Below are 20,991 nucleotides of genomic sequence, written 5' to 3'. Positions count from 1 at the left end.
TTCAATGCCTTATAGTGATTTCGTCACTTTTACTCCAAAAAATCCATCTACATTTACAAGTTCACCATACGCCACTAATACATCATTTACATAAATACGAATCGGTTCATCAATATCCTCATCTAGTACAACTGCTTCATTTTCTTGTAAACTTAATATATCTTGAATCGTTTTCACTGTACTTCCAAATACAAATTTCACGTTCATTTCTACATTTTGTAGAATGGACGTGTCCATATATACTGGTTCCATTTGTTTTACTTCTTTAAATTCAATAGGTTGCACAACTGGTTCTACAATTTTTTCTTCTTCAATTTCTTCTGTGGCAATCTCTTCTTCTTCCACCATCGGATACAGAAGTCGCCTTACCATTTCTTTCGCTTCGGAAATTGGCAAAATTTGATACATCTTCGATTGAAGCAAATCGCCAATTTCAAGATTGAACGTAATTTGAACGAGTTCGTCCACTTCCATTGACTCTCCCAAATATTCCATTTCTTCTTTTAACGTTACAAATTTAACATTTGGCGGCGTCATGTCCATTTTTTCTTGAAACATTTCTGACATCGCCGTAGCAGCATGACCCATCATTTGGTTCATAATTTCTTTAATACCGCTCAGTTCTAATTCAGTAAGCTCTTTTTCTGGGTCAACTTCCCCTGTTCCCATCATCATTAAATCTACCATTGTTAAGGCGACATCTTTCGTAAATACGAATACATTCTCATTCTTTAGCCCTTCAACAAAGTCGACATTTAAAATAACAAATGGTACTGGTACTCCATCATAATGACGAACATTGATTGCTTCCACATTTGGTGTACTAATTGTAACTGGCTGATTTAAAAGCGTTGATAATACTGTTGAAGCGGAACCAATTGAAATATTTGCAATTTCACCAAGAACATCTTTCTCTTCTTGTGTTAAATGCTCTTTTTCAACTTCTTCTACAATCTCAGTTTCCACTACTTCTGCTGGTTCGTCTGTTTCTTCTACTCCACCAGATAATTGCATTAATTTATTTACCATTTGTTTCGCATGCTCAACTGAAACAATTTGTACAAGTTTAGAGTTTACAAGATTATCTATCTTTAAATCAAACGATACTTTAACAATCGTATGATTCCCATCGATTTCAGAGATTTTCTCCATTTCTTCTGATAACTTTACAACTTTAATCGTCGGCGGAGACATATCTACTGTATCTTGGAAGAATTCCGACATAGATGTAGCTGCGAATCCCATCATTTGATTCATCGCTTCTTGTACAGCACTTAGCTCTAATTCACCAAGTTCTTTTCCGTCCTCCACTTCACCTGTTCCCATCATCATTAAATCAGCAATGGACAATGCAACATCTTGCTTAAGGACAAGAAGGTTTTCCATATCTAATCCTTTTGTAAAATGAATGTTTAATACAACATGTGGAACTTCGACATCTCTTGAATCATATAAATCTACCAACTCTATACGAGGAGCAGTAATGCTTACTTGCCTATTTAAAATTGTTGATAATACAGTCGAAGCTGAACCAAATGATATATTTGCAATTTCGCCAAGAATATCGCATTCTTGGGGCGTTAAATGCTCATTTTCTTTTTCTAGCACAATCGTGCTCGTATCCCCTTTTGTGTGTTGCTCAGGCATTTTCCCTGCCTCCTCATTTCTGTTTTTCTATCAAATAATATAAACTCTTATTTTATTTTAGCAAACTCATTAGTATAAAACGTTACTATGTATGTATCCCATTATTAGATTCGTAACGATTAGCCAAAAAGCTCCCCAATTGTATACAAGTGGGGAGCTTTCCTTCATTCCTATTATAAACCTTCTGGGTTTAAAATGAGGACCACTCGTCCATCACCGAGAATCGTCGCACCAGAGAAATAGTTAGAACTCTCTGCAAAGAAGTCACCTAATGACTTTAAGACTATTTCTCTTTGACCGATAATTGTGTTTACAATAAGTCCATAGCTGCGATGTGTGTTACGAACAATTAACACAGGAACCATTTGACCATCATATGACGCAAACGCCTCATCTACTGTTTTTTCACCAAATACAGTACTTAAATGTTTCACTTCAATAATTTGATTACGATAATTTAATACATCTTTTCCTTGTAAGGATTGGATGTCTTCTCTCTTAATTCGAATTGCTTCAACGATATTTCCAAGAGGTAAAGCATAACGCTTATCATTCGTTTGAACAAGCATAGATTGAATAATAGATAACGTTAATGGAAGTTCAATTCTAAATGTACTCCCCTTTCCTTCCTCAGAATCAATAATTAAATGTCCACCTAAACTATGAATCGTATGTTTTACAACATCTAATCCGACACCGCGTCCAGAAAGATCTGATACAACTTCAGCTGTACTAAATCCCGGTTGGAAAATAAGATCAAACACTTCACGATCTGTTAATCTATTCGCATCCGCTTCAGTTACAACGCCATTTTTAATCGCTTTTTCTAATACTTTTCCTTTATTAATACCGTTTCCATCATCCGTAATTTGAATAACGACATGATTTCCACTATGAAAGGCTTCTAATTTAATCGTACCTGTCTCATTTTTACCTGCATCACGTCGTTTTTCAACAGTTTCAACACCGTGATCGATTGCATTTCGAATTAAATGAACGAGCGGATCGCCGATTTCATCAATAACAATTTTATCTACTTCAGTATCTTCACCTGTAATTTGTAAATCGATTTTTTTCCCTAAATCTTTCGCTAACATACGTACCATACGCGGGAAACGATTGAACACAGTTTCAATCGGCACCATACGCATATTTAATAGTACATTTTGAATATCTTTTGAAATATCGCCTAATCGATTTAAATGTTCAATTAGCTCCTTGTTTTGAATCGTTTGAGCCAATTCATCAATGCGCCCACGTTCAATTACACTTTCTTCAAACATATTCATTAATCTTTCGATTTTCTCTAATTGAACACGAATTGAACGATTCTCCACTTTAGCATTTTTCGTTTTTGTAGTACTTTTAGCTGGCATAGTACTTGAAGGTTGATTCGTTGCCTCTATCGGTGAGTTTACTTGCGTAACCACAGCAGGTTGTAGCTTTTCTTCTACTTGCACAACTTCTTGTGTAACGACCTTTTTAGAAACTACTTCCTTCGATATCGGTTCTCCTTGCTTTACTTCCACTTTCTCAATTTCAGAAACATGAAGTACTACTTGTTTCAACTCTTCTATACTACAATCCGTATCCATAAATACTGTAAATTCAAATCCGAAAGCATCTGCTTCAATTTCTTCAATACTCGGAGCTGTTTTTTGTATATTCCCTACATTTTGCAATGCTTCAATACACATAATGGCACGTACTGCTTTTAAAATTGCTTGCTGTTCAACTGTTATATGCACTTCATGCGAAACTGCATCATCGGTGTCTATATGATTTTGCTCTATATGTTCCGTAGGAGTTTCTACATTGCCGTTCAATAATGCTTCTAATTTCTGTTTAGTTGAGGCTACATCAATATTGCCCATTCCACCTTGTTGCACATCTGCAACCATCTTCTCCAAATTATCAATGCACTCAAAAATCACATCAATAATATCCGCATTTACAACTATATTTCCATGACGAATTTCATCTAACACATTTTCCATCTTATGCGTTAAATCAGCCATTTCCGTAAATTCCATGCTCGCAGACATACCTTTGAATGTATGGGCGGATCGGAATATTTCTCCTACAACATCCATATCAGCAGGATTTTGTTCTAACACTAGCACATTTTCATTTAGCGACTGTAAATGTTCTTCTGACTCTTCGAAAAATATATTTAATAGATCTGTTTGCATTTTTATCCCCTACCTGTCTAACAAACATTTCATTTATGTATAACAATTTAGTGTTTTACAATGAGAAAAAAGGGGGCCACACGTCGATCCGCTATCACTGTTTTGATTCCTTGTGGCACCCCTTCTATATTAACTATTTGCTACTTTTGTTAAAGCTTCAATTACACGATCCGCTTGGAATGGCTTTACAATAAAGTCTTTTGCCCCGCCCTTAATTGCATCTAATACCATACCTTGTTGTCCCATTGCAGAACAAATAACAACCTTTGCACTTGAATCAATTTTAATAATTTCTTTTAATGCTTCAAGCCCGTCCATTTCTGGCATAGTAATATCTAATGTTACAATATCAGGTTGAAGTTCTTTATACTTTTGAATTGCTTCTACCCCATTCTCTGCTTCGCCAATAACTTCAAATTCAGCATTACTTTTTAATAAGTTTTTAATCATCGTTCGCATAAACATCGCATCGTCTACTACTAAAATTTTATGTGCCATTCTTTTTAATTCTCTCCTTCTATGTATAAATATATCTTAATATTTCACCTTATCATTCTCACTCATTATACAAAATAAAATGATAAAATTTAATATTTTTTTAAAAGAATTTTCGTGTTTTTATTATTTTATTATTAAAATAATAATATACTACTCTTTTATATAAATAACAACGCGACGGTTTTTTTCCCAGTTTTGCGGTGAATCATTTGGTACAATTGGCTTTGTGTCTGCATATCCTACCGCAGCTAGCCTTTTATCGTCCACATTATACACTTCAATTAAATGGTGAATCATATTTGCCGCTCGTGCTGAAGATAACTCCCAATTAGAAGGGAATTTCTCGTTATGAATAGGTCTACTATCTGTATGTCCCTCTACAACAATTGGGTTAGGTACGGATTGAAAAAATCCAACTAATTGACTTATTATCCCTTTCGCTTCGGGCTTAACGTTCGCATCGCCTGTATCAAATATTAAATTATCTACTATAACGACGCTTACCCCTGTATCCTCTCGATATACATTCACTTGACTAATACCATTATTATCTACATATGCTTTTAACTTTTTATATAATTCATCCATTCTCTTTTTTGAAATCATTTTTTCATCATTTTTTTCATGTGAAATATCCGGTATTGTATTTTCCATTACTTTTGCATCTACTTGCCCCGTATCACTAAACTTTTCAAGCATCTTTGACAATTTTACTGCATCTTGCTTTGATGTAGCAACTAGTAATACAAAGAAAGTTAATAATAACATCGTTAAATCTGTAAAAGTCGTCATCCAACGAGGCGATCCCTTTTGCGGTCCTTTACTCATCATACCACTCCTTGAAATATTAGGCTGCTCCTTTTACCTTTTTTACCTTTGTTTCGTATACGTATGTATCCAGTTTCAACTTTAATTTAGAAGGGATTTGTCCACGATACAATTCTGAAATTGCTTCTATTACAAACTTCTTCTCTGTATATAAATCTTCAATACCACGATATACTTTTTCCGCAAGAGGGATTGCAATCATATTCGCAAGTACAGACCCATATAATGTCGTTAACATCGCAACTGCCATTCCTGTACCAATTTGCGATGTATCTTGTAAGTTTTGGAGCATAATGATAAGACCGATTAACGTACCAATCATTCCCCAAGCTGGAGCAAAATCACCAATTTTATCTAATAATGCTGCTCCTTTTCTTAACTCATACACTTCCGTGTCAATATCTTTCAATAACACTTCTTTTAATTCATCTTCATCGTAACCGCTTAACATTAATCGAATTCCTTTTTGAATAAAAGGATTGTCTACTTGCTCTCCATCTACCTCTAAAGAAAGCAAGCCGTGCTTTTTAGACTTTTTCGAAAAATCGACAAACAAATCCGTTAACTGTTCTAAATCTTCTTCTCTTCTATGTAAAACAGTAAAAATGCTTTTCGTATATTTTTTTATTTCTCCAAATCGATATGCCACAACAATTGTCGCTGTTGTTCCCCCTATGACAATTAAAATAGATGAAACATCTAAAAAGTTTTTGAAAGCTTTTATTCCACCGCCGCCAAGCATAATTGCCGCTATCACTATAATGAAACCTACTATAATGCCCACTGGGCTAGAAATATCAAACTTCCTTTTTCTTCTTTGTGGTCTAGCTAATACTTGATTTTTCTCTCCCATATTTCTGCCCTTTCCTTTCCATTTTTATATAACATTTTTTTATTTTAATAATACGTTTTCACATATAACATGTATTATACGCTTATCATCTGTTTATCGCAATATACTCATAAAATTGACACATTTCATTTCTATATTAGAATTATGGTATGAATAAATGAGGAGGATCACGATGGAACACAACATTTTACAAGTCATTGCATTAGCAGAAAAACTAAAATATGAAATGCGACATAGCTGGCTTTCCAACGGACGTCAAGAAAGTGTTGCGGAACATACATGGCGGATGTCTCTAATGGCTATTTTAGTTGAACCTTATTTGGATCAAAAAGTAAGTATTGAGAAATTACTTAAAATGGTTATTATTCACGACCTAGTCGAAGCCGAAGCTGGTGATATTCCTGCTTTTGATACAATGAATAGTCACGAATTACAGCTACAAAAACAAAAAAATGAACTGGAGGCTATTTTAAATATTAAACAAACGTTAACAGGTTCTCTCGGCGAGGAATTATATGACTTATGGATGGAGTTTGAAGCGAAAGAAACGTACGAAGCAAAAGTTGCTAATGCACTCGATAAACTTGAGGTGAAAATCCAGCATAACGAAGCTGATATTGATACGTGGCTACCAATTGAACATAAAATGACGTTCCAAGTAGCAAAGCATACAAACTTTGATTCTTTCTTATCTAAATTACAAAAAATTATTGAACAAGATGGAGAAAAGAAGTTAATTGCTGCCGGCATTGATGTTGAGGCATGCAAGCAATAATGAAATAAGACACTCAACAAGAGTGTCTTATTTCATTATTGTTGATATAGCCTGCTTATAAATAAGCTGTTGTTTTCCATCCACTAAGATTAAAACTGTAAATTTATCCACTCCAACAACTTCTCCTATTATTCTAACGCCACTCTTTAAGAAAATTGTAACTGTACCTTTTTCTTCTTTTATTTGTTTATACAATTCTTCCTGTAAATGTTCCAATTACTGTCCTCTCCTTTCTGTGAAACATCTTAATATAAAAAACTATAAATTTTTTATTTATGCACTTTGTCTTTTATGTTCATAAACTTATTAATAAGTATATCTAAATCACGACTAAATAACAAAACTTTATCATGATCCAATCCGTGTCTCGCAACAAGTTGAATTAACTCTTTCTTTTTGTTTTCTATTTTATTTTTTAATTGTCCCATCTCCATCTCTATACTAAAACTCCCTTTTCCCATAATATTACTTGTAAAATTATAGTACATATTCTCTCATAAAAAAATAAGAAAATGGTTTTTTTTACAATTTTTTATTTTTTATGCCTAAATTATGAATTACGTAAAGGTTTATTTACAAATCACTAACATGCAATCCTAATGAATCTACAGGCATTTGTCTAATTATAAATGAGACTGGCTCGTTTTCTATACAAAAAACATACTGTATATAGTAGTCCATGAACCATATAGATTAACTTACTAAAAAGGAGGAAAACATATGAGTTATGGTGGAAGTTGCGCTGGTTTCGGCGGTGGATTTGCTTTGCTTATCGTACTATTCATCCTTCTAATCATCATCGGATGTAGCTGTTGGGGTGGCGGCGGATACGGATATTAATATATCCTATCCTTAACAAATGAACGAAAAACTATAGAAAAACAGCTCAAATATGAGCTGTTTTTTTTCATACTTTCGTATGAATTTATATCCCTCTTATTTGCGATTTCAACTAGCAACATATTGTTTACTATGGAATAAGAAACATTTTTACTAAGGGGGATTACAATGATTAGAGGTCTTTACGAAGCACATTTACCTGTCCGCAACTTAAAAGTATCAATACCTTTTTATGAATCACTAGGGCTAAAATTATATAAAAGAGGAGATAATATTGCTTTCTTTTGGATTAAAGAAAATGAGAGTTGGCTCGGCCTTTGGGAAGGCACAGAATACAAAGTGAATTATCACCCCTCTTTACGACATATCGCCTTTCAAGTAAGTTTACATGATTTAGAAAATGCGATTCATTGGCTAAATCAAAAAGGAATTTCAGCAAGAAAAGACTTTGGAATGGAACCAATTGAACCGATTGTTTTTCCGGAATTAGCACATGCAGCCGTATACTTTAACGACCCTGATGGAAATAGTTTAGAATTGATTGCACAATTACCTGTTGGACTTCCCACAGCGGAAAAAGTGTATTTAAGTGAGTGGAAAGAACAAATTCAAACATCGTCATTACATAAAGATTAATCTATTTATGTCAGTTTCTTATTCCACACTTCTTAAAACAAATAAAAACTTCAATAAACTATTTTATGGGCAAACATTAAGTGTACTTGGGGATTCGTTCCATACGGTAGCTTTATTAACATTTGTCTACAGCATAACGGAATCGCCGTTTATGATCGCACTTACTTTTATAAGTAAAAGTTTACCACAGCTTCTTCTTAGTCCATTCATAGGCGGAATTGTAGATCGTTTCTCTAAAAAGAATATTATGATTTTTACCGATATTACACGGGGAATTCTAGTCCTTACATACTTACTCGCAGGCTATAAAATTGAGATTATTTTCATTGCTAATATATGTTTATCTGTACTTTCTTGTTTATTTGAACCGGCTAAACAAGCAACCCTAAAAAATATCGTACACCAAAATCATTTCGTAACTGCTAACTCTCTTTCTAGTACAATTAATGGTTTTATGTCTATTATGGGGGCTTCTTTGGGCGGAGTAATTGCACAATCTTTACATATTGAGTTCGCTTTTTTAGTAAATAGCCTATCATACTTTATTTCAGCCTATTTTATTTATAACATGAGTATTCCTGCTCATGATACTGGTAACAAGAACAAAGCATTTTTCACTGATATAAAAGGTGGTTATACATACATATTACAAACAAAAATCATTTTAACATTAATTCTTGTCGGCATTTCATGGGGGATTATTGGAGGCGCTTATCAACTACTTCTAACGATCTATGCCGAAAAAATTTTCCATACGAACATTGGGATTTTATATACGGTTCAAGGGGCTGGGCTTATGATAGGAAGCCTTCTCGTTAATCTTTATATATCCCATAATAAAGAAAAAATGAAAAAAGTATTCGGTTGGGCCTACTTATTACAAGGAATTTTCTTTCTCGGATTCATTCTATCCGATCAACTTATTATCGGTATCATTACTTTATTCTGTATGCGCATAGCAGGAGGAATCATCGTTCCACTTGATACGACATTACTTCAAACTTACACACACGAAAATATGATAGGTAAAGTTTTTTCATTCCATTATTCCATTTACGGATCTCTTATTCAGTTATCGATGTTTTTTACAGGAGGGCTGTTAGAAATTCTTTCTCCTCAAATGATTGGCTGTTTATTAGCTACATGCTGTATTTTTGTAAGTTTTATATGGCTGTTCTTGTTTTATCGCGGGGATCTCAGTGAATAATTTAATGATAATCAATACATTTTGATCCCATTCCTTATTTGTTTCCCCATAATAAAATTGTTTAAAAATACAAGTCAGATTTTTTAATTAAAGAGCCTTATATGGCAACACTATTTGAGAAAAAACTAGATATTTATGTTAAAATACAAATAAGTTTGTGAAACATTGCACTTAAATAATAGACTTTAACTAGTTAAACTTGATTAAATAGGAGGGCTGTTTTGGGTATCACATTCATTTTCATATGTATTATATTAGTAGCTTCTATTCTGCAAGCAAGTACAGGTTTTGGCTTTTCCATAATGGCAACCCCTTTCTTACTTATGTTATTTCTACCACAAGAAGCTATACAAATAAACATTATTTTATCTTTAATTATCTCTATTTCACTTATTTGGAAAATAAGAATGGACGTTGATTTTGTTCTACTGAAAAGGTTTATTTTTGGAAGTATAGTTGGTGTTCCTTTTGGCATTTTAATTTTCATTTCCGTTAACATAAACACTTTTAAATTAGCAGTTAGCATCCTACTCTTACTATTAACATTGTTGCTAATATGCAACGTTAAGGTTAGATCAACACAATCTAGAGATTTCATAGTTGGCGGATTATCTGGTCTTTTAACGACAAGTATCGGTATGCCAGGTCCACCCCTGTTACTTTATTTTACAGGAACTAATACTGAAAAAGAGAAGTTAAGAGCAACTACATTAGCTTTTTATCTGTTTATATATTTCATTAGTCTAGTAACTCAAATACTCTTTACTGGCACAAACAAAACCATTTGGGAATCAAGTTTTTATGCCATTCCAATTGTATTTTTAGGTTTGTTTATAGGTCAAATTATTTTCAAATGGCTTAATCAACGAATTTTTAAAATATTTACGTACATTCTTTTAAGTTGTACAGGGGGTTATCTTCTTATTGAAAGTTTGAACTTGTTATAGAGGATGCTTTAGATCGTGCAATAACAGATATGTTCAAACGAAATTATTACTGTATTTTCCGGCGGGGTATTCCATATCAAAACTTAAATAACTTTATTGACAGTTTACAATTAGCAATAATCTTTCTTTCATAAGGAAAATATTTCAAATCAAATACTAAATAAAACGATAAAAAGCGGCTATTATGCCGCTTTTACTTACTATTGGCATTTCATCCTCATTTTCTATCACTTTTGTAAAAAATTATTAATTTTTATTTCTATATACATGATAACAAACAAAATACCTAAGTTCAGAAAGAATAAACAACTTTCTGGCCTTAGGTATTTCTCCTTCTCAAAAAGGCAAACCCGCATCACAGGTTTGCCTTTTCACTCATTTTTTATTTAGTCCTTTTTCACTTAAAAACTCTTTCATATGCATTCTTTTTTCTTTAGACATAAACGAACTCATTGATTCCGTCCATGTTACGTTTTTCTTGTTTGATGATCTTTCTTTATAATACGCGTTCATCGTTTCATCATATTCGTTTAGTAATTCATCATATTTTTGTTCATCATATCCATTTTCATGAAGAACTGCTGCTACTGGTAAACGTGGTTTAACTCCATGTTCTTCATCTGGTACACCGACTGTCATTCCAAATACAGGATATACTTTATCCGGTAAATGAAGCAATTCGCTCACTTCTCTCGGATTATTACGAATACCACCAATATAACAAATACCGTATCCTAATGATTCTGCCGCTAGTGCTAAGTTTTGCGCAAAAAGGGAAGCATCTACCGTCGCAACGATAAAGTCTTCTACTCCCTCATGCTTTATCTCTGTACTATGTTTTTCACATGCAATTTCAAGTCGTTTTAAATCTGCACAACAAACAAAAAATGCTGCACAGTCCTTCACATGGCGATTTCCGGATAGCTCTGCTAGTTTAGCCTTTAATTCCTGATCTGTTACATATATAACAGAATACGCCTGTACAAAATGTGATGAAGCTGCATGTTGCGCAGCATGCACCATCTTTTCTACTACATCTTTCGGAATTGATTCTTCTTTATATTTACGAACTGAAACATGTTGCTCCATCTTATGTATGATCTCATTCATGAAAATCACTCCTTTTTTCTCTTCATAATGAAAAATTAACATATCTTTTTCAATTTTCACAACTTATAAGCACAAAAAGAGCAATTCTTTTTGAATTGCTCCTTTTTAAAACGTTTATCAATACGGTAAATGAAATTATACTTATCTTATTACGCCGTTTTCAAAACTTTAATACCTTTTACGATATTCCAAATGAAGTAGTAAATCCCTACAAGAATGAACACTGCATATGTGATAGCCATTCCAATTCCAGCACCGTCAGATTGATTGAAACCTAAACCGTACATGCCTGATACTGCTAGTCCTCCAAATAAGATTGCGTATGGGAAAACATGTGACCAAAATGCTTTTTTCGCGTGATACTTCACTTCATCTTCTGCAACAAAGTACACGATAATTGGTAGTAAAAATGGTGCAAAAAAGATACTAAAGTAACATAACGAAGATAAAATATTATTTCCTTTCATCCGATTCACCTCTAAATAGTTTTTGTTACCTTCATTATGTCAGGAAATCATTCTAGAAACTATCGCTTTACCTTTCACGAACGTGACATATTTGTAAGATTTCCCTCAAACTAAATCCCGCCTGAGTTTCAGACGGGATCACTTTCACTATATTCGATTCATAAACCAATACTGTGTAATTGCTAAATATTCTCGTACATTCGATGGAACGATGATTGGTTTCGGTGTTTTTGCCGGAAGACCTTCTAATTGTAAACCTTGTTTGGCCGCTATTTTTTTCGCTCTAAACATGTGAAAATCGTTTGTTACGATCATACCTTTTTTCATATCGGCTGGAATTAACGGTTTTGAGAATGTAATATTCTCATCTGTACTCGTAGATTTGTCCTCCATTATAATGCGGTCTTCTGCGATATTTTGTTTTATTAGTCCTTGTTTCATTGCTAATGCTTCTGAAATGTCTTCGCCTTTTCCTTGTCCTCCAGATACGATAGCGATTGTTTTCTCATGTGATTTTAAATATTCAGCTGCTTTATCAATACGATATTGCAATGAATAAGATGGTTTCGTCCCATTTACTTTCGATCCTAGTACAATTATGTAATCAGCATCGTATGTTGCATTCATATGCCCATGCTTATAAATGTGATATTGTAAAAACCCCGCATACACGGCGCAAATCATTATAACAACTAAAATGCCCTTCATTATTTTCTTCTTTCTCATATTCATATACTCCTATTTTCTTTTACTTCCTTCATGATAATATCCATTTATTTGTTTGTATACAGACAAATTCCAATAAACCCTAATTTATCCTCTGAAAGGTAATATTTATATTACTTTCGGGAATAGTAAGTACAACTTTACACGAAGGAGTGTCTCTATTGCTTCTCTTTTTATGTAACGTGTCGTTCTTTTTTATCTTATTTTTACTATCGCTTAAGTTACTCGGTAAATCCGCGTTAGCGCAACTAACTCCTCATGATTTTGGGGCTATAATTTTTTTATCTTATTTAGCTTTCCAGGCCATACCCGTCTCTGGTGCTTTACAAGCATTTCTCGGTATGGTTGTTATCACATGTTTACATTTACTCCTTACAAAATTAAGCCTATTCAACAAACTAAATCGTTTTATTCTCGGACACCCTATCATTTTAATTAAACATGGTGATATTATTTTTGAGAACTTACAAAAAAGTAGATACCCCATTGCAGAATTGCTTTCTAATCTTCGCGTTGCAGGATATCCAAGTGTTCATGAAATTGAATACGCTATTTTAGAAGCGAACGGCGCTATTAGTATTTTACCAAAAAGAGAACTTGTACCATTAACTCCAAAAGATTTAAACATAGATGTTAAGTATGCTGGATTACCAATTGCACTTATCGTCGATTCACAAATTCAATATGATAACTTAAAGTTAATACATAAAGATGAAAAATGGTTATATAAAGAATTAAAAGAAAAAGGAATTACAAATATTAAAAACGTTGCCTTTGCTTCTGTTCAAGAGACGGCTGGATCTTTTGCGATTAGTTTAAAGGAATAAGAAAATCCCCTTAATTGCTTAAGGGGATTTTTTATCATATCGCTTCTTTCTCTCCTGCCATATTTAATGGAACAGGATGTTTCATACGATTCATCGTAAATACGATAATTGCTGTCATTACTTCAGCAACTGGCATAACGAGCCAAATTCCATTTATACCAAATAATTTCGGCATAATCCATAACAATGGAATAATAAATAGTAATCCTCGGCTCATTATAATAAGTACTGATTTCTTCGTTTGTCGCACTGATTGGAAGTACTCTCCATACACAATGTTATAACCTAAAAATACGTATTGGATAAAGAATAAACTAATACCTGTTAAGGTTAACTCCAATAATTCTGGAGATTGAACATCAAATAAACCAATGATATATTTCCCGAAGAATAATCCGACAATTATCGCAATGCCTCCGAGGACAACAGCAATTTTCACAGCAAACTTCAGTCCTTCACGAAGTCTCTCTGATAAATTTGCCCCGTAATGAAAACTAGCAATTGGCTGTAATGCTGCTCCAACACCAAAGAATAATAGTAATGTCATTGCATGAATACTATTCACCATCGCATAGGAAGCTACTCCTACTTCTCCTGCATATTGGACAAATGCGATATTAAAACCAATCGTTACGATTGCAACCGTACTTTCTGCTGTAAAACTTGGGAAACCAATCACCATAATTTGTTTGACAGTATCCCATTCAAAATGAAATTTCGTCCACTTTAAAATACTACTTTTTCTAAAGAAGTGCGTTAGTAATACAAGGAAACCAACCGCTGCCGAAAGAATAGTCGCTGAAGCAGCACCTGTAACGCCCCATCCAAAGATAAAAATAAAGATATAGTCAAACACTATGTTTAATACAGCCGTTACAACAAGACCAGCCATTGCTAAATTAGGATTTCCATCATTTCGTATAAATGTACTTAAAATATTTTCTAAAACGTATATCATTCCAAATGTTAATAATACGTGTAAATAGTCTAACGCATATGGTAAAATTACTTCATTTGCACCAAATAAGTATGCTAAATCTTCTATTCTCCATAAGCAAATCGCTGCTAAAATCCCTACGATAACAACTGCTACCGTCATTGATTGAGTAAAAATAGACCTTGCTCTCTCTCGTTTATTTTCACCTAATGCAATGGAATATAACGTTGCCCCGCCCATTCCGATCCATAATGAAATAGAGAAGAAAATCGAAAAGGCTGGAATAGCCACGTTCACTCCTGCTAAACCGTTCGCCCCAACTCCTCTACTAATCATAACCGCATCAATTACAATATTCACTGACATTAATACCATTCCGAGGACGGCTGGTATTAAATAAGAAATAAATAAACTTTTAATTGGTTTTTCTCTTAATTTTTCTGTTGCTTCCATACTCTAATATGCTCCTTTTTTTCAACTCTCTTTTCTTAGTTTAAACCTTCAAGTAACTTTAAGGTCAATAGAGAATTAAAAAATAGGTGACTGACTTATACTAATGAATGTAAATTTGTAATCAATTCAAAGGTTTTCATCTTATTTTTTCACTACAGGAATTTGAATTTCTGTTACTTGCTCCTCTGGATTTTCTGTTACAGACCAATCAATCAATCCAATCTCAATCGAATCTCCATGTACTTCGTAACCTTCTTTATCAATGTATGTAAGTAACTCCTTGTACGTTGCATCTGTTTCTTCATACGGTCCATGATGATAAGAGCAAGCATATAAACCTTCTTTAATTTCATCTGAAGTATGCACTTCATACGGCATATAATCCAAAAGAATAAATACACTGCTATATGCTTGAAACTCATTTTGCATTAATCCTTTTTTCGCAACAGTTACACCGATATCTCCAGAAAATAAACTATCATCCATTTGCCTCATATTTTTTTGCAACGAATGAATGTAGTACTCAAACATATCATCCGTCGTATTCGGGGCAACCGCAATAGCTGTTATTTTTCGCTGCGGAATCTCTTTTATTACCATTTGTTCAGCTTTTGCTTTTGTTGCTTCCTTAATTAAATGAATTCTATGCTCCATTTTCGCCAAAGCATACTCAATTTCTCTTTGTTTTTTCAACATCATCTCTTGTTGTTTTTCCAGTAAATTGAGTGCATATGCTGGATTTCTTTCATCAATATATTTTTTAATTTCCTTTAATGGAATGTTTAATTGGCGTAAAAACTTAATCGTATCTAATAGTGAAAATTGATCGATTGTGTAATAGCGATAATTTGTTTGCGGGTCGACAGTGGACGGATGAAAAATTCCCTTCTCATCATAATAGCGTAAAGTAGATTCCGCTATATTATGCATTTTTGCCATTTCTCCAATTGTAAAACGTTTATTTAATAACATCTTTTATTTCCTTCCATTTCTATTTATTTCATTATATGTTCATTCTGTCTTCAAAACAAAAAAGAATTCCCCTACGAGAATTCTTTTTATTAACTCTTAAACCTCTATTATTATAGGAAGGATCATCGGTTTTCTTTTCGTATTAGTATATATAAACTTCCCTAAAGCCTCTCTTACTTCTCTTTTCAAAATACCCCAGCTATTCACATTCTCTTTCTTCAAATTATTAATTGTAATAACAGCTAATTTATTTAATTCCTTTAAAAATTCTTCTGAATCACGAACATAGACAAATCCACGAGAGATAATATCAGGACCGGAAATAATTTCTCCATCCACTTTATTAAAGGTAATAACTATTACGAGCATTCCATCTTCTGAAAGTTGTTTTCGATCACGTAATAAGGCATTTCCAACATCACCAATTCCTAATCCATCTACATATATATTTCCAGCCTGTATTTTTCTAGATTGAACGGCCACTTCATTACTAATATCTACAACATCTCCATTACGAACGATAAAGATATTTTCTTTTTCGACACCAATTGATTCTGCTAACAAACTATGGTGATGTAGCATTCTAAACTCTCCATGAATTGGAATAAAATATTTTGGCTTCATTAATGTAAGCATTAACTTCAACTCTTCTTGATATGCATGACCGGATACATGCACTCCAGTAGAACTACCTGATCCATATATTACTTTTGCTCCTAAAGCAAATAAATTATCTATAATTCTTGAAACGTTACGTTCATTTCCTGGAATCGGAGTCGCGGCTATAATAACCGTGTCTTCTGGTAAAACATCAACTTGTCTATAGTTTCCACTCGCTAAACGCGCTAAAGCTGCCATCGGTTCTCCTTGACTTCCTGTACAAAGTATCGCTACCTGCTTTGGATCTAAACGATTTACCTCACTCGCTTCAATTAACATGCCGTCTGGAATATGTAAATATCCTTTCTCTAGAGCAACTTCTACTACATTTACCATACTTCTCCCTAGCAAAGCTAGTTTTCGATTTGTTTTTATGCAAGCTTCAACTATTTGCTGAACACGATTCACATTAGAAGCAAATGTAGAAATAATTACTTTTCTATTTGCTTTCATAAATATTTCCTCTACCCGTTCTCCTACTGACCTTTCTGATGGAGTAAAACCTGGGCGTTCTGCATTTGTGCTTTCAGATAATAAAGCTAGTACACCTTCACTTCCTATTTTAGCCATTTTATGAATATCAGGATGTTGATTATTTACTGGTGTTAAATCAAATTTAAAATCACCTGTATGTACTACAGTACCTTCTGGTGTATGAAAAACAATACCAAGACAATCCGGAATACTGTGGTTCGTTTTAAAAAAAGTTGCCTTAATAGAACCACAATCAATTTCTGATTCTGAATGAATAACGATTAATTCCGTATCATTTTGAAGATTGTGTTCCTTTAATTTAATTTCAATTAAACCTAACGTTAACTTTGTTGCATAGATTGGTACATTTAGTTGTTTTAAAAAATATGGTATTCCGCCAATATGGTCCTCATGCCCGTGCGTTACTATTAAACCGCGAATTTTTTCTTTATTTTCTTGCAAATATGTGACGTCTGGAATTATTAAATCAATCCCTAATAAACTTTCATCTGGAAATTTAGATCCACAATCAATGACGACAATATCATTTTCATATTGGATAGCATACATATTTTTTCCTATTTCATTTACTCCACCTAAAGCAACAATAGACAAGTTATTTTTTAATGAATTCAAATGATAAAACCTCCTTTTCACATTTATAATTCGTGAAATAGTATGTAGGCTTTATTATTTGTAATGAAAAAGGACTTCATACTATTTCATACATATAAAAATTCACACGCTATTCTTATATGTATATACCTAATAACACCGTCTCTCTCTAAAAAAGCTCCCATTTTTTCATTGATTTTTTGCAAAATATATTATATATTAATTACAGGTTCAAATCACGAGTTCAAAAGAACTTGTAATCAGACCCTTTTGTTTAATGGGTTTTACATATTTTCATTAGGCAAATTCCGAGAAATCGTATGATAAAACTAAAAATGATGAGGAGAGGATCAGATGGAATTCGAATTTTTCTTTCAAATTGCACTTATTTTATTAAGTACAAAGCTTGCTGGTGATCTTAGTGTTAGATTAGGTCAACCTTCTGTACTAGGTAAATTAATTGTCGGTATCGTTATCGGTCCAGCTGTATTAGGTTGGATTGAAAATTCAGAGCTTCTAACTCAATTAAGTAATGTCGGGGTTATTCTTTTAATGTTTATGGCTGGACTTGAAACAGACTTAGAAGAATTAAACGCAAATCGTAATTCTTCTTTAGCAGTTGCACTCGGAGGTATCATTCTTCCATTCGTAGGTGGTTACGTTTCCGGCCTTGTTATGGGAATGGAACAAGGAAACGCTGTATTCTTAGGATTACTTCTATGTGCGACAAGTGTTAGTATTTCCGTACAAACACTTCGTGATTTAGGTAAAATGAAAACACGTGAAAGTACGACGATGCTTGGAGCCGCTGTATTTGATGACATTCTTGTCGTTATTTTATTAGCATTTGCAATGAGCTTCTTAGGTACTGATGATGTTAACTTAACAATGGTTATCTTGAAGAAAGTAGTATTCTTCGCTTCTATTATTTTAATCGGATGGAAAGGTGTTCCTGCGATTATGCGCTGGTTATCACCACTACGCGTATCTGAGTCTATCGTGAGCGCGGCTCTTATCATCTGTTTCTCATTCGCATATTTTGGCGAATTATTAGGAATTGCTGGTATTATCGGTGCTTTTGCTGCTGGTATTGCAATTTCTCAAACAAACTACAAACATGAAGTAGAAAAGAAAGTAGAACCAATTGCTTACGCTATGTTCGTTCCAGTATTCTTCGTTAGTATCGGTATGAATATTACATTTGACGGTATCGGCAATCAAATTTGGTTCATCTTAGCATTAACTGTTATCGCTGTATTAACGAAATTAATCGGCTGTGGATTCGGTGCACGAATGACTGGATTTGACGCTAAGTCTTCTGCAATTATCGGTGCTGGAATGGTTTCTCGTGGTGAAGTTGCACTTATCATTGCAGGAACAGGACTTTCTTCAGGTCTATTGGCACAAGATTACTTTACAGCAATCGTTATTGTCGTTATTTTAACTACAATGATTACACCACCAATGTTAAAATACACGTTTGGTGCAAAAGATAAAGCAATGAAAGCAAGTAAATAACTTTACTATAATAAAAGGAGATTGCTATTTTATAAGATAGCAATCTCCTTTTTGTTTTATCTTTAAACAATCTCGTTCTTTTTTAACCATTTTTCAAAAATAGTTCGTGCTTCTTCATCATTGATATCATTACTAAATGAATATACCTTAATACCATAATCATCTATATATTCATCCAGTTTCATTTCCTCCACTTTCTTATAAAAATCGTCTGCCTCATAGTGCGGAAGATAAGCATCCCAAACTGGTTCATTTATTCTTTTGTACGCCGTCACTTCTAAATCATATCCGTCTTCATAATATCCGATGTGATAATGTTGATTAGGATCATATTTCTTCATAATAATTCCCCTCCCTTTGAAAAATTTATCATATTTCACATAATAAACAAAAACGAGCTGTATATTACAGCTCGCTCGATTCATTAAATACGTTCCATCGCCGTCTTCAACGTTCCAACAACAAAGGCAATTTCTTCACTTGAAATAATAAGCGGCGGTGCTAATGTTAAGACGTTATTATATCCTGCTGTCGTCATACCGTTTCGTCCTATAATAAGCCCTTTTTCTTTACAAGCATTTACGACACTTGCGATTTTGTCGTTATCAATTGGCTCTTTCGTCTCTTTATCATTTACTAATTCAATTCCAACTAATAGACCTTTTCCTCTAATATCCCCAACAAGCGGATGTTCCCCAATTTCATCTTTTAGTTGCTCTAATAAAAGGGAACCCATTTGTGCAGATCGCTCAATTAAATTTTCATTTTCCATAATCTCTAAATTTTTAAGTGCTAATGCACAAGCTGCTGGATTTCCACCAAATGTATTAATATGGCGGAAAAATTCATATTCTCCTTTACCTTTAAAAGCCTCATATATTTCTTTTTTCACAGCTGTTGCAGATAATGGTAAATATGCGCTCGTAATGCCTTTTGCCATTGTAATAATATCTGGCTTCACATCATAATTCATAAATCCGAATGCTTTTCCTGTACGACCGAAGCCGCAAATCACTTCATCACTTATAAGCAAGGCACCGTGTTTTTGACATGTCTCATGAACAGCTTTCATATAGTCTTGTGGTGGCATTAATATGCCCCCGCCTGTAATAATAGGTTCCATAATAAACGCAGCAATTGTTTCACTTAATTCCCACGTCATAACACGATCGACTTCTTTCACACATTCTACATCATAGATATGCTGCCCTTCAATTTCAGGCATACGGTAACAATCCGGTGGTGTTACGTGTAAAAAGCCTGAAGCAAACGGCTCATATTGATATCTACGCTGCGCTTGTCCCGTCGCTGCCATTGTCGCCATTGTATTCCCGTGATACCCACGATAACGTGACATAAATTTATAACGATGTGGTTCACCTTTTTGCGCATAGTATTGCCTTGCTATTTTAAAAGCTGTTTCGTTCGCTTCTGAACCACTATTTGAGAAGAAAATAACATACTCTCCCCCAAGCCACTCATTTAACTTTTCAGCAAGCTTTATAGCTGGTTCATGAGATTGTGACATTGGAAAGTATGATAATGTTTGTAATTGCTTATAAGCCGCTTCTGCGAGCTCCGTTCTTCCATATCCACTATTCACACACCAAAGACCACTCATACCATCTAAATATCTTTTTCCTTGTATATCTTCAACCCAGCACCCTTCAGCTTTTGCCCCTACCATTGTACTATTTGGACTAAAGGGACGCATTCCGTGCCAAACATATTGCTCATCTTTTGCTAATAATTCATCAGTTTGCTTCGTTTTCATCATTACTTCCACCTTCCATAACAACTTATTTTTCA

At 33.8% G+C, this 20,991-nt stretch carries 22 protein-coding genes; 7 read left to right on the top strand and 15 right to left on the bottom strand.

Annotation, left to right across the window (positions count from 1 at the left end):
* Nucleotides 1–9 precede the first annotated feature (9 nt).
* The 5 genes from EBQ15_RS15980 to EBQ15_RS15960 all read right to left on the bottom strand — a co-directional run bounded on the left by EBQ15_RS15980 (nucleotide 10) and on the right by EBQ15_RS15960 (nucleotide 6,018).
* Nucleotides 10–1,647, bottom strand: a complete 1,638-nt coding sequence (locus EBQ15_RS15980; protein WP_001115014.1) for a flagellar motor switch protein — start codon at nucleotides 1,645–1,647, stop codon at nucleotides 10–12.
* 173 nt (nucleotides 1,648–1,820) lie between these two features.
* A complete protein-coding gene (locus tag EBQ15_RS15975; RefSeq protein ID WP_001192614.1) occupies nucleotides 1,821–3,839 on the bottom strand; it encodes a chemotaxis protein CheA in 2,019 nt (672 codons plus the stop codon).
* Nucleotides 3,840–3,968: 129 nt separating this feature from the next.
* Entirely contained in the window at nucleotides 3,969–4,337 is a 369-nt protein-coding gene (locus EBQ15_RS15970; RefSeq protein WP_000940568.1) for a response regulator, read from the bottom strand.
* A 150-nt stretch (nucleotides 4,338–4,487) separates the two neighbouring features.
* Entirely contained in the window at nucleotides 4,488–5,165 is a 678-nt protein-coding gene (locus EBQ15_RS15965; RefSeq protein WP_000033627.1) for an OmpA family protein, read from the bottom strand.
* 19 nt (nucleotides 5,166–5,184) lie between these two features.
* On the bottom strand, nucleotides 5,185–6,018 hold the full coding sequence (locus EBQ15_RS15960) for a flagellar motor protein MotP (protein WP_000504190.1): 834 nt from the start codon (nucleotides 6,016–6,018) through the stop codon (nucleotides 5,185–5,187).
* Nucleotides 6,019–6,190: 172 nt separating this feature from the next.
* On the opposite strand from EBQ15_RS15960, the gene EBQ15_RS15955 reads away from it, so the two are divergent.
* Nucleotides 6,191–6,793 (top strand): HD domain-containing protein, encoded by a 603-nt coding sequence (locus EBQ15_RS15955; protein ID WP_000400780.1) that lies wholly within the window; start codon nucleotides 6,191–6,193, stop codon nucleotides 6,791–6,793.
* 27 nt (nucleotides 6,794–6,820) lie between these two features.
* On the opposite strand, the gene hfq is transcribed toward EBQ15_RS15955, so the two are convergent.
* Together hfq and EBQ15_RS15945 are read right to left on the bottom strand one after the other, a co-directional pair.
* A complete protein-coding gene (gene hfq / locus EBQ15_RS15950) occupies nucleotides 6,821–7,009 on the bottom strand; it encodes an RNA chaperone Hfq (protein ID WP_000400664.1) in 189 nt (62 codons plus the stop codon).
* Nucleotides 7,010–7,062: 53 nt separating this feature from the next.
* Nucleotides 7,063–7,281 carry an aspartyl-phosphate phosphatase Spo0E family protein gene (locus tag EBQ15_RS15945; RefSeq protein ID WP_000291688.1) on the bottom strand — a complete coding sequence of 73 codons (219 nt, stop codon included), beginning with the start codon at nucleotides 7,279–7,281 and terminating at the stop codon, nucleotides 7,063–7,065.
* 232 nt (nucleotides 7,282–7,513) lie between these two features.
* On the opposite strand from EBQ15_RS15945, the gene EBQ15_RS15940 reads away from it, so the two are divergent.
* From EBQ15_RS15940 to EBQ15_RS15925, 4 genes are all read left to right on the top strand, one after another.
* The gene (locus tag EBQ15_RS15940) at nucleotides 7,514–7,633 is read left to right on the top strand and encodes a YjcZ family sporulation protein (protein ID WP_000120179.1); all 120 of its coding nucleotides are present in this window, start codon (nucleotides 7,514–7,516) and stop codon (nucleotides 7,631–7,633) included.
* 168 nt (nucleotides 7,634–7,801) lie between these two features.
* Complete coding sequence (locus EBQ15_RS15935) at nucleotides 7,802–8,269, top strand: VOC family protein (RefSeq protein WP_000617953.1); 468 nt, start codon at nucleotides 7,802–7,804, stop codon at nucleotides 8,267–8,269.
* A gap of 7 nt (nucleotides 8,270–8,276) precedes the next feature.
* Nucleotides 8,277–9,476 carry an MFS transporter gene (locus EBQ15_RS15930; protein ID WP_000117052.1) on the top strand — a complete coding sequence of 400 codons (1,200 nt, stop codon included), beginning with the start codon at nucleotides 8,277–8,279 and terminating at the stop codon, nucleotides 9,474–9,476.
* A 221-nt stretch (nucleotides 9,477–9,697) separates the two neighbouring features.
* Nucleotides 9,698–10,423, top strand: coding sequence for a sulfite exporter TauE/SafE family protein (locus EBQ15_RS15925; RefSeq protein ID WP_000513085.1), 726 nt, complete (start codon nucleotides 9,698–9,700; stop codon nucleotides 10,421–10,423).
* A gap of 375 nt (nucleotides 10,424–10,798) precedes the next feature.
* Here the strand turns inward: EBQ15_RS15925 and nfsA are convergent, their stop codons facing one another.
* The 3 genes from nfsA to EBQ15_RS15910 form a co-directional block, all read right to left on the bottom strand.
* Complete coding sequence (nfsA, locus tag EBQ15_RS15920; RefSeq protein ID WP_001002392.1) at nucleotides 10,799–11,533, bottom strand: oxygen-insensitive NADPH nitroreductase; 735 nt, start codon at nucleotides 11,531–11,533, stop codon at nucleotides 10,799–10,801.
* Between the two features lie 149 nt (nucleotides 11,534–11,682).
* On the bottom strand, nucleotides 11,683–12,000 hold the full coding sequence (locus tag EBQ15_RS15915; protein ID WP_000678055.1) for a magnetosome magnetite crystal formation protein family: 318 nt from the start codon (nucleotides 11,998–12,000) through the stop codon (nucleotides 11,683–11,685).
* Between the two features lie 147 nt (nucleotides 12,001–12,147).
* Nucleotides 12,148–12,726 (bottom strand): YdcF family protein, encoded by a 579-nt coding sequence (locus EBQ15_RS15910; RefSeq protein WP_001227677.1) that lies wholly within the window; start codon nucleotides 12,724–12,726, stop codon nucleotides 12,148–12,150.
* Between the two features lie 161 nt (nucleotides 12,727–12,887).
* On the opposite strand from EBQ15_RS15910, the gene EBQ15_RS15905 reads away from it, so the two are divergent.
* Nucleotides 12,888–13,553 (top strand): DUF421 domain-containing protein, encoded by a 666-nt coding sequence (locus EBQ15_RS15905; RefSeq protein ID WP_000923921.1) that lies wholly within the window; start codon nucleotides 12,888–12,890, stop codon nucleotides 13,551–13,553.
* A gap of 34 nt (nucleotides 13,554–13,587) precedes the next feature.
* Here the strand turns inward: EBQ15_RS15905 and EBQ15_RS15900 are convergent, their stop codons facing one another.
* From EBQ15_RS15900 to EBQ15_RS15890, 3 genes are all read right to left on the bottom strand, one after another.
* Nucleotides 13,588–14,943, bottom strand: a complete 1,356-nt coding sequence (locus EBQ15_RS15900; protein WP_000388393.1) for an MATE family efflux transporter — start codon at nucleotides 14,941–14,943, stop codon at nucleotides 13,588–13,590.
* A 141-nt stretch (nucleotides 14,944–15,084) separates the two neighbouring features.
* Entirely contained in the window at nucleotides 15,085–15,915 is an 831-nt protein-coding gene (locus EBQ15_RS15895) for a MerR family transcriptional regulator (RefSeq protein ID WP_000925951.1), read from the bottom strand.
* Nucleotides 15,916–16,011: 96 nt separating this feature from the next.
* On the bottom strand, nucleotides 16,012–17,685 hold the full coding sequence (locus EBQ15_RS15890; RefSeq protein ID WP_001086699.1) for a ribonuclease J: 1,674 nt from the start codon (nucleotides 17,683–17,685) through the stop codon (nucleotides 16,012–16,014).
* 333 nt (nucleotides 17,686–18,018) lie between these two features.
* Between EBQ15_RS15890 and EBQ15_RS15885 the strand changes: the two genes are divergently transcribed.
* Complete coding sequence (locus tag EBQ15_RS15885; RefSeq protein WP_000393901.1) at nucleotides 18,019–19,182, top strand: cation:proton antiporter; 1,164 nt, start codon at nucleotides 18,019–18,021, stop codon at nucleotides 19,180–19,182.
* A gap of 62 nt (nucleotides 19,183–19,244) precedes the next feature.
* Here EBQ15_RS15885 and EBQ15_RS15880 read toward each other — a convergent pair whose 3' ends face one another.
* Together EBQ15_RS15880 and EBQ15_RS15875 are read right to left on the bottom strand one after the other, a co-directional pair.
* Nucleotides 19,245–19,607, bottom strand: a complete 363-nt coding sequence (locus tag EBQ15_RS15880; protein WP_001999498.1) for a DUF3986 family protein — start codon at nucleotides 19,605–19,607, stop codon at nucleotides 19,245–19,247.
* Nucleotides 19,607–20,956, bottom strand: coding sequence for an aspartate aminotransferase family protein (locus tag EBQ15_RS15875; RefSeq protein ID WP_000850983.1), 1,350 nt, complete (start codon nucleotides 20,954–20,956; stop codon nucleotides 19,607–19,609). Before EBQ15_RS15875 ends, EBQ15_RS15880 begins: the two co-directional genes overlap by 1 nt.
* Nucleotides 20,957–20,991 lie beyond the last annotated feature (35 nt).

Origin of the sequence: Bacillus sp. 2D03, from assembly GCF_003946765.1 — a bacterium.
GTDB classification, from domain to species: domain Bacteria; phylum Bacillota; class Bacilli; order Bacillales; family Bacillaceae_G; genus Bacillus_A; species Bacillus_A cereus.
Note: the sequence above shows the minus strand (reverse complement) of the source record. Positions and strands in the feature narration are given on the sequence as shown.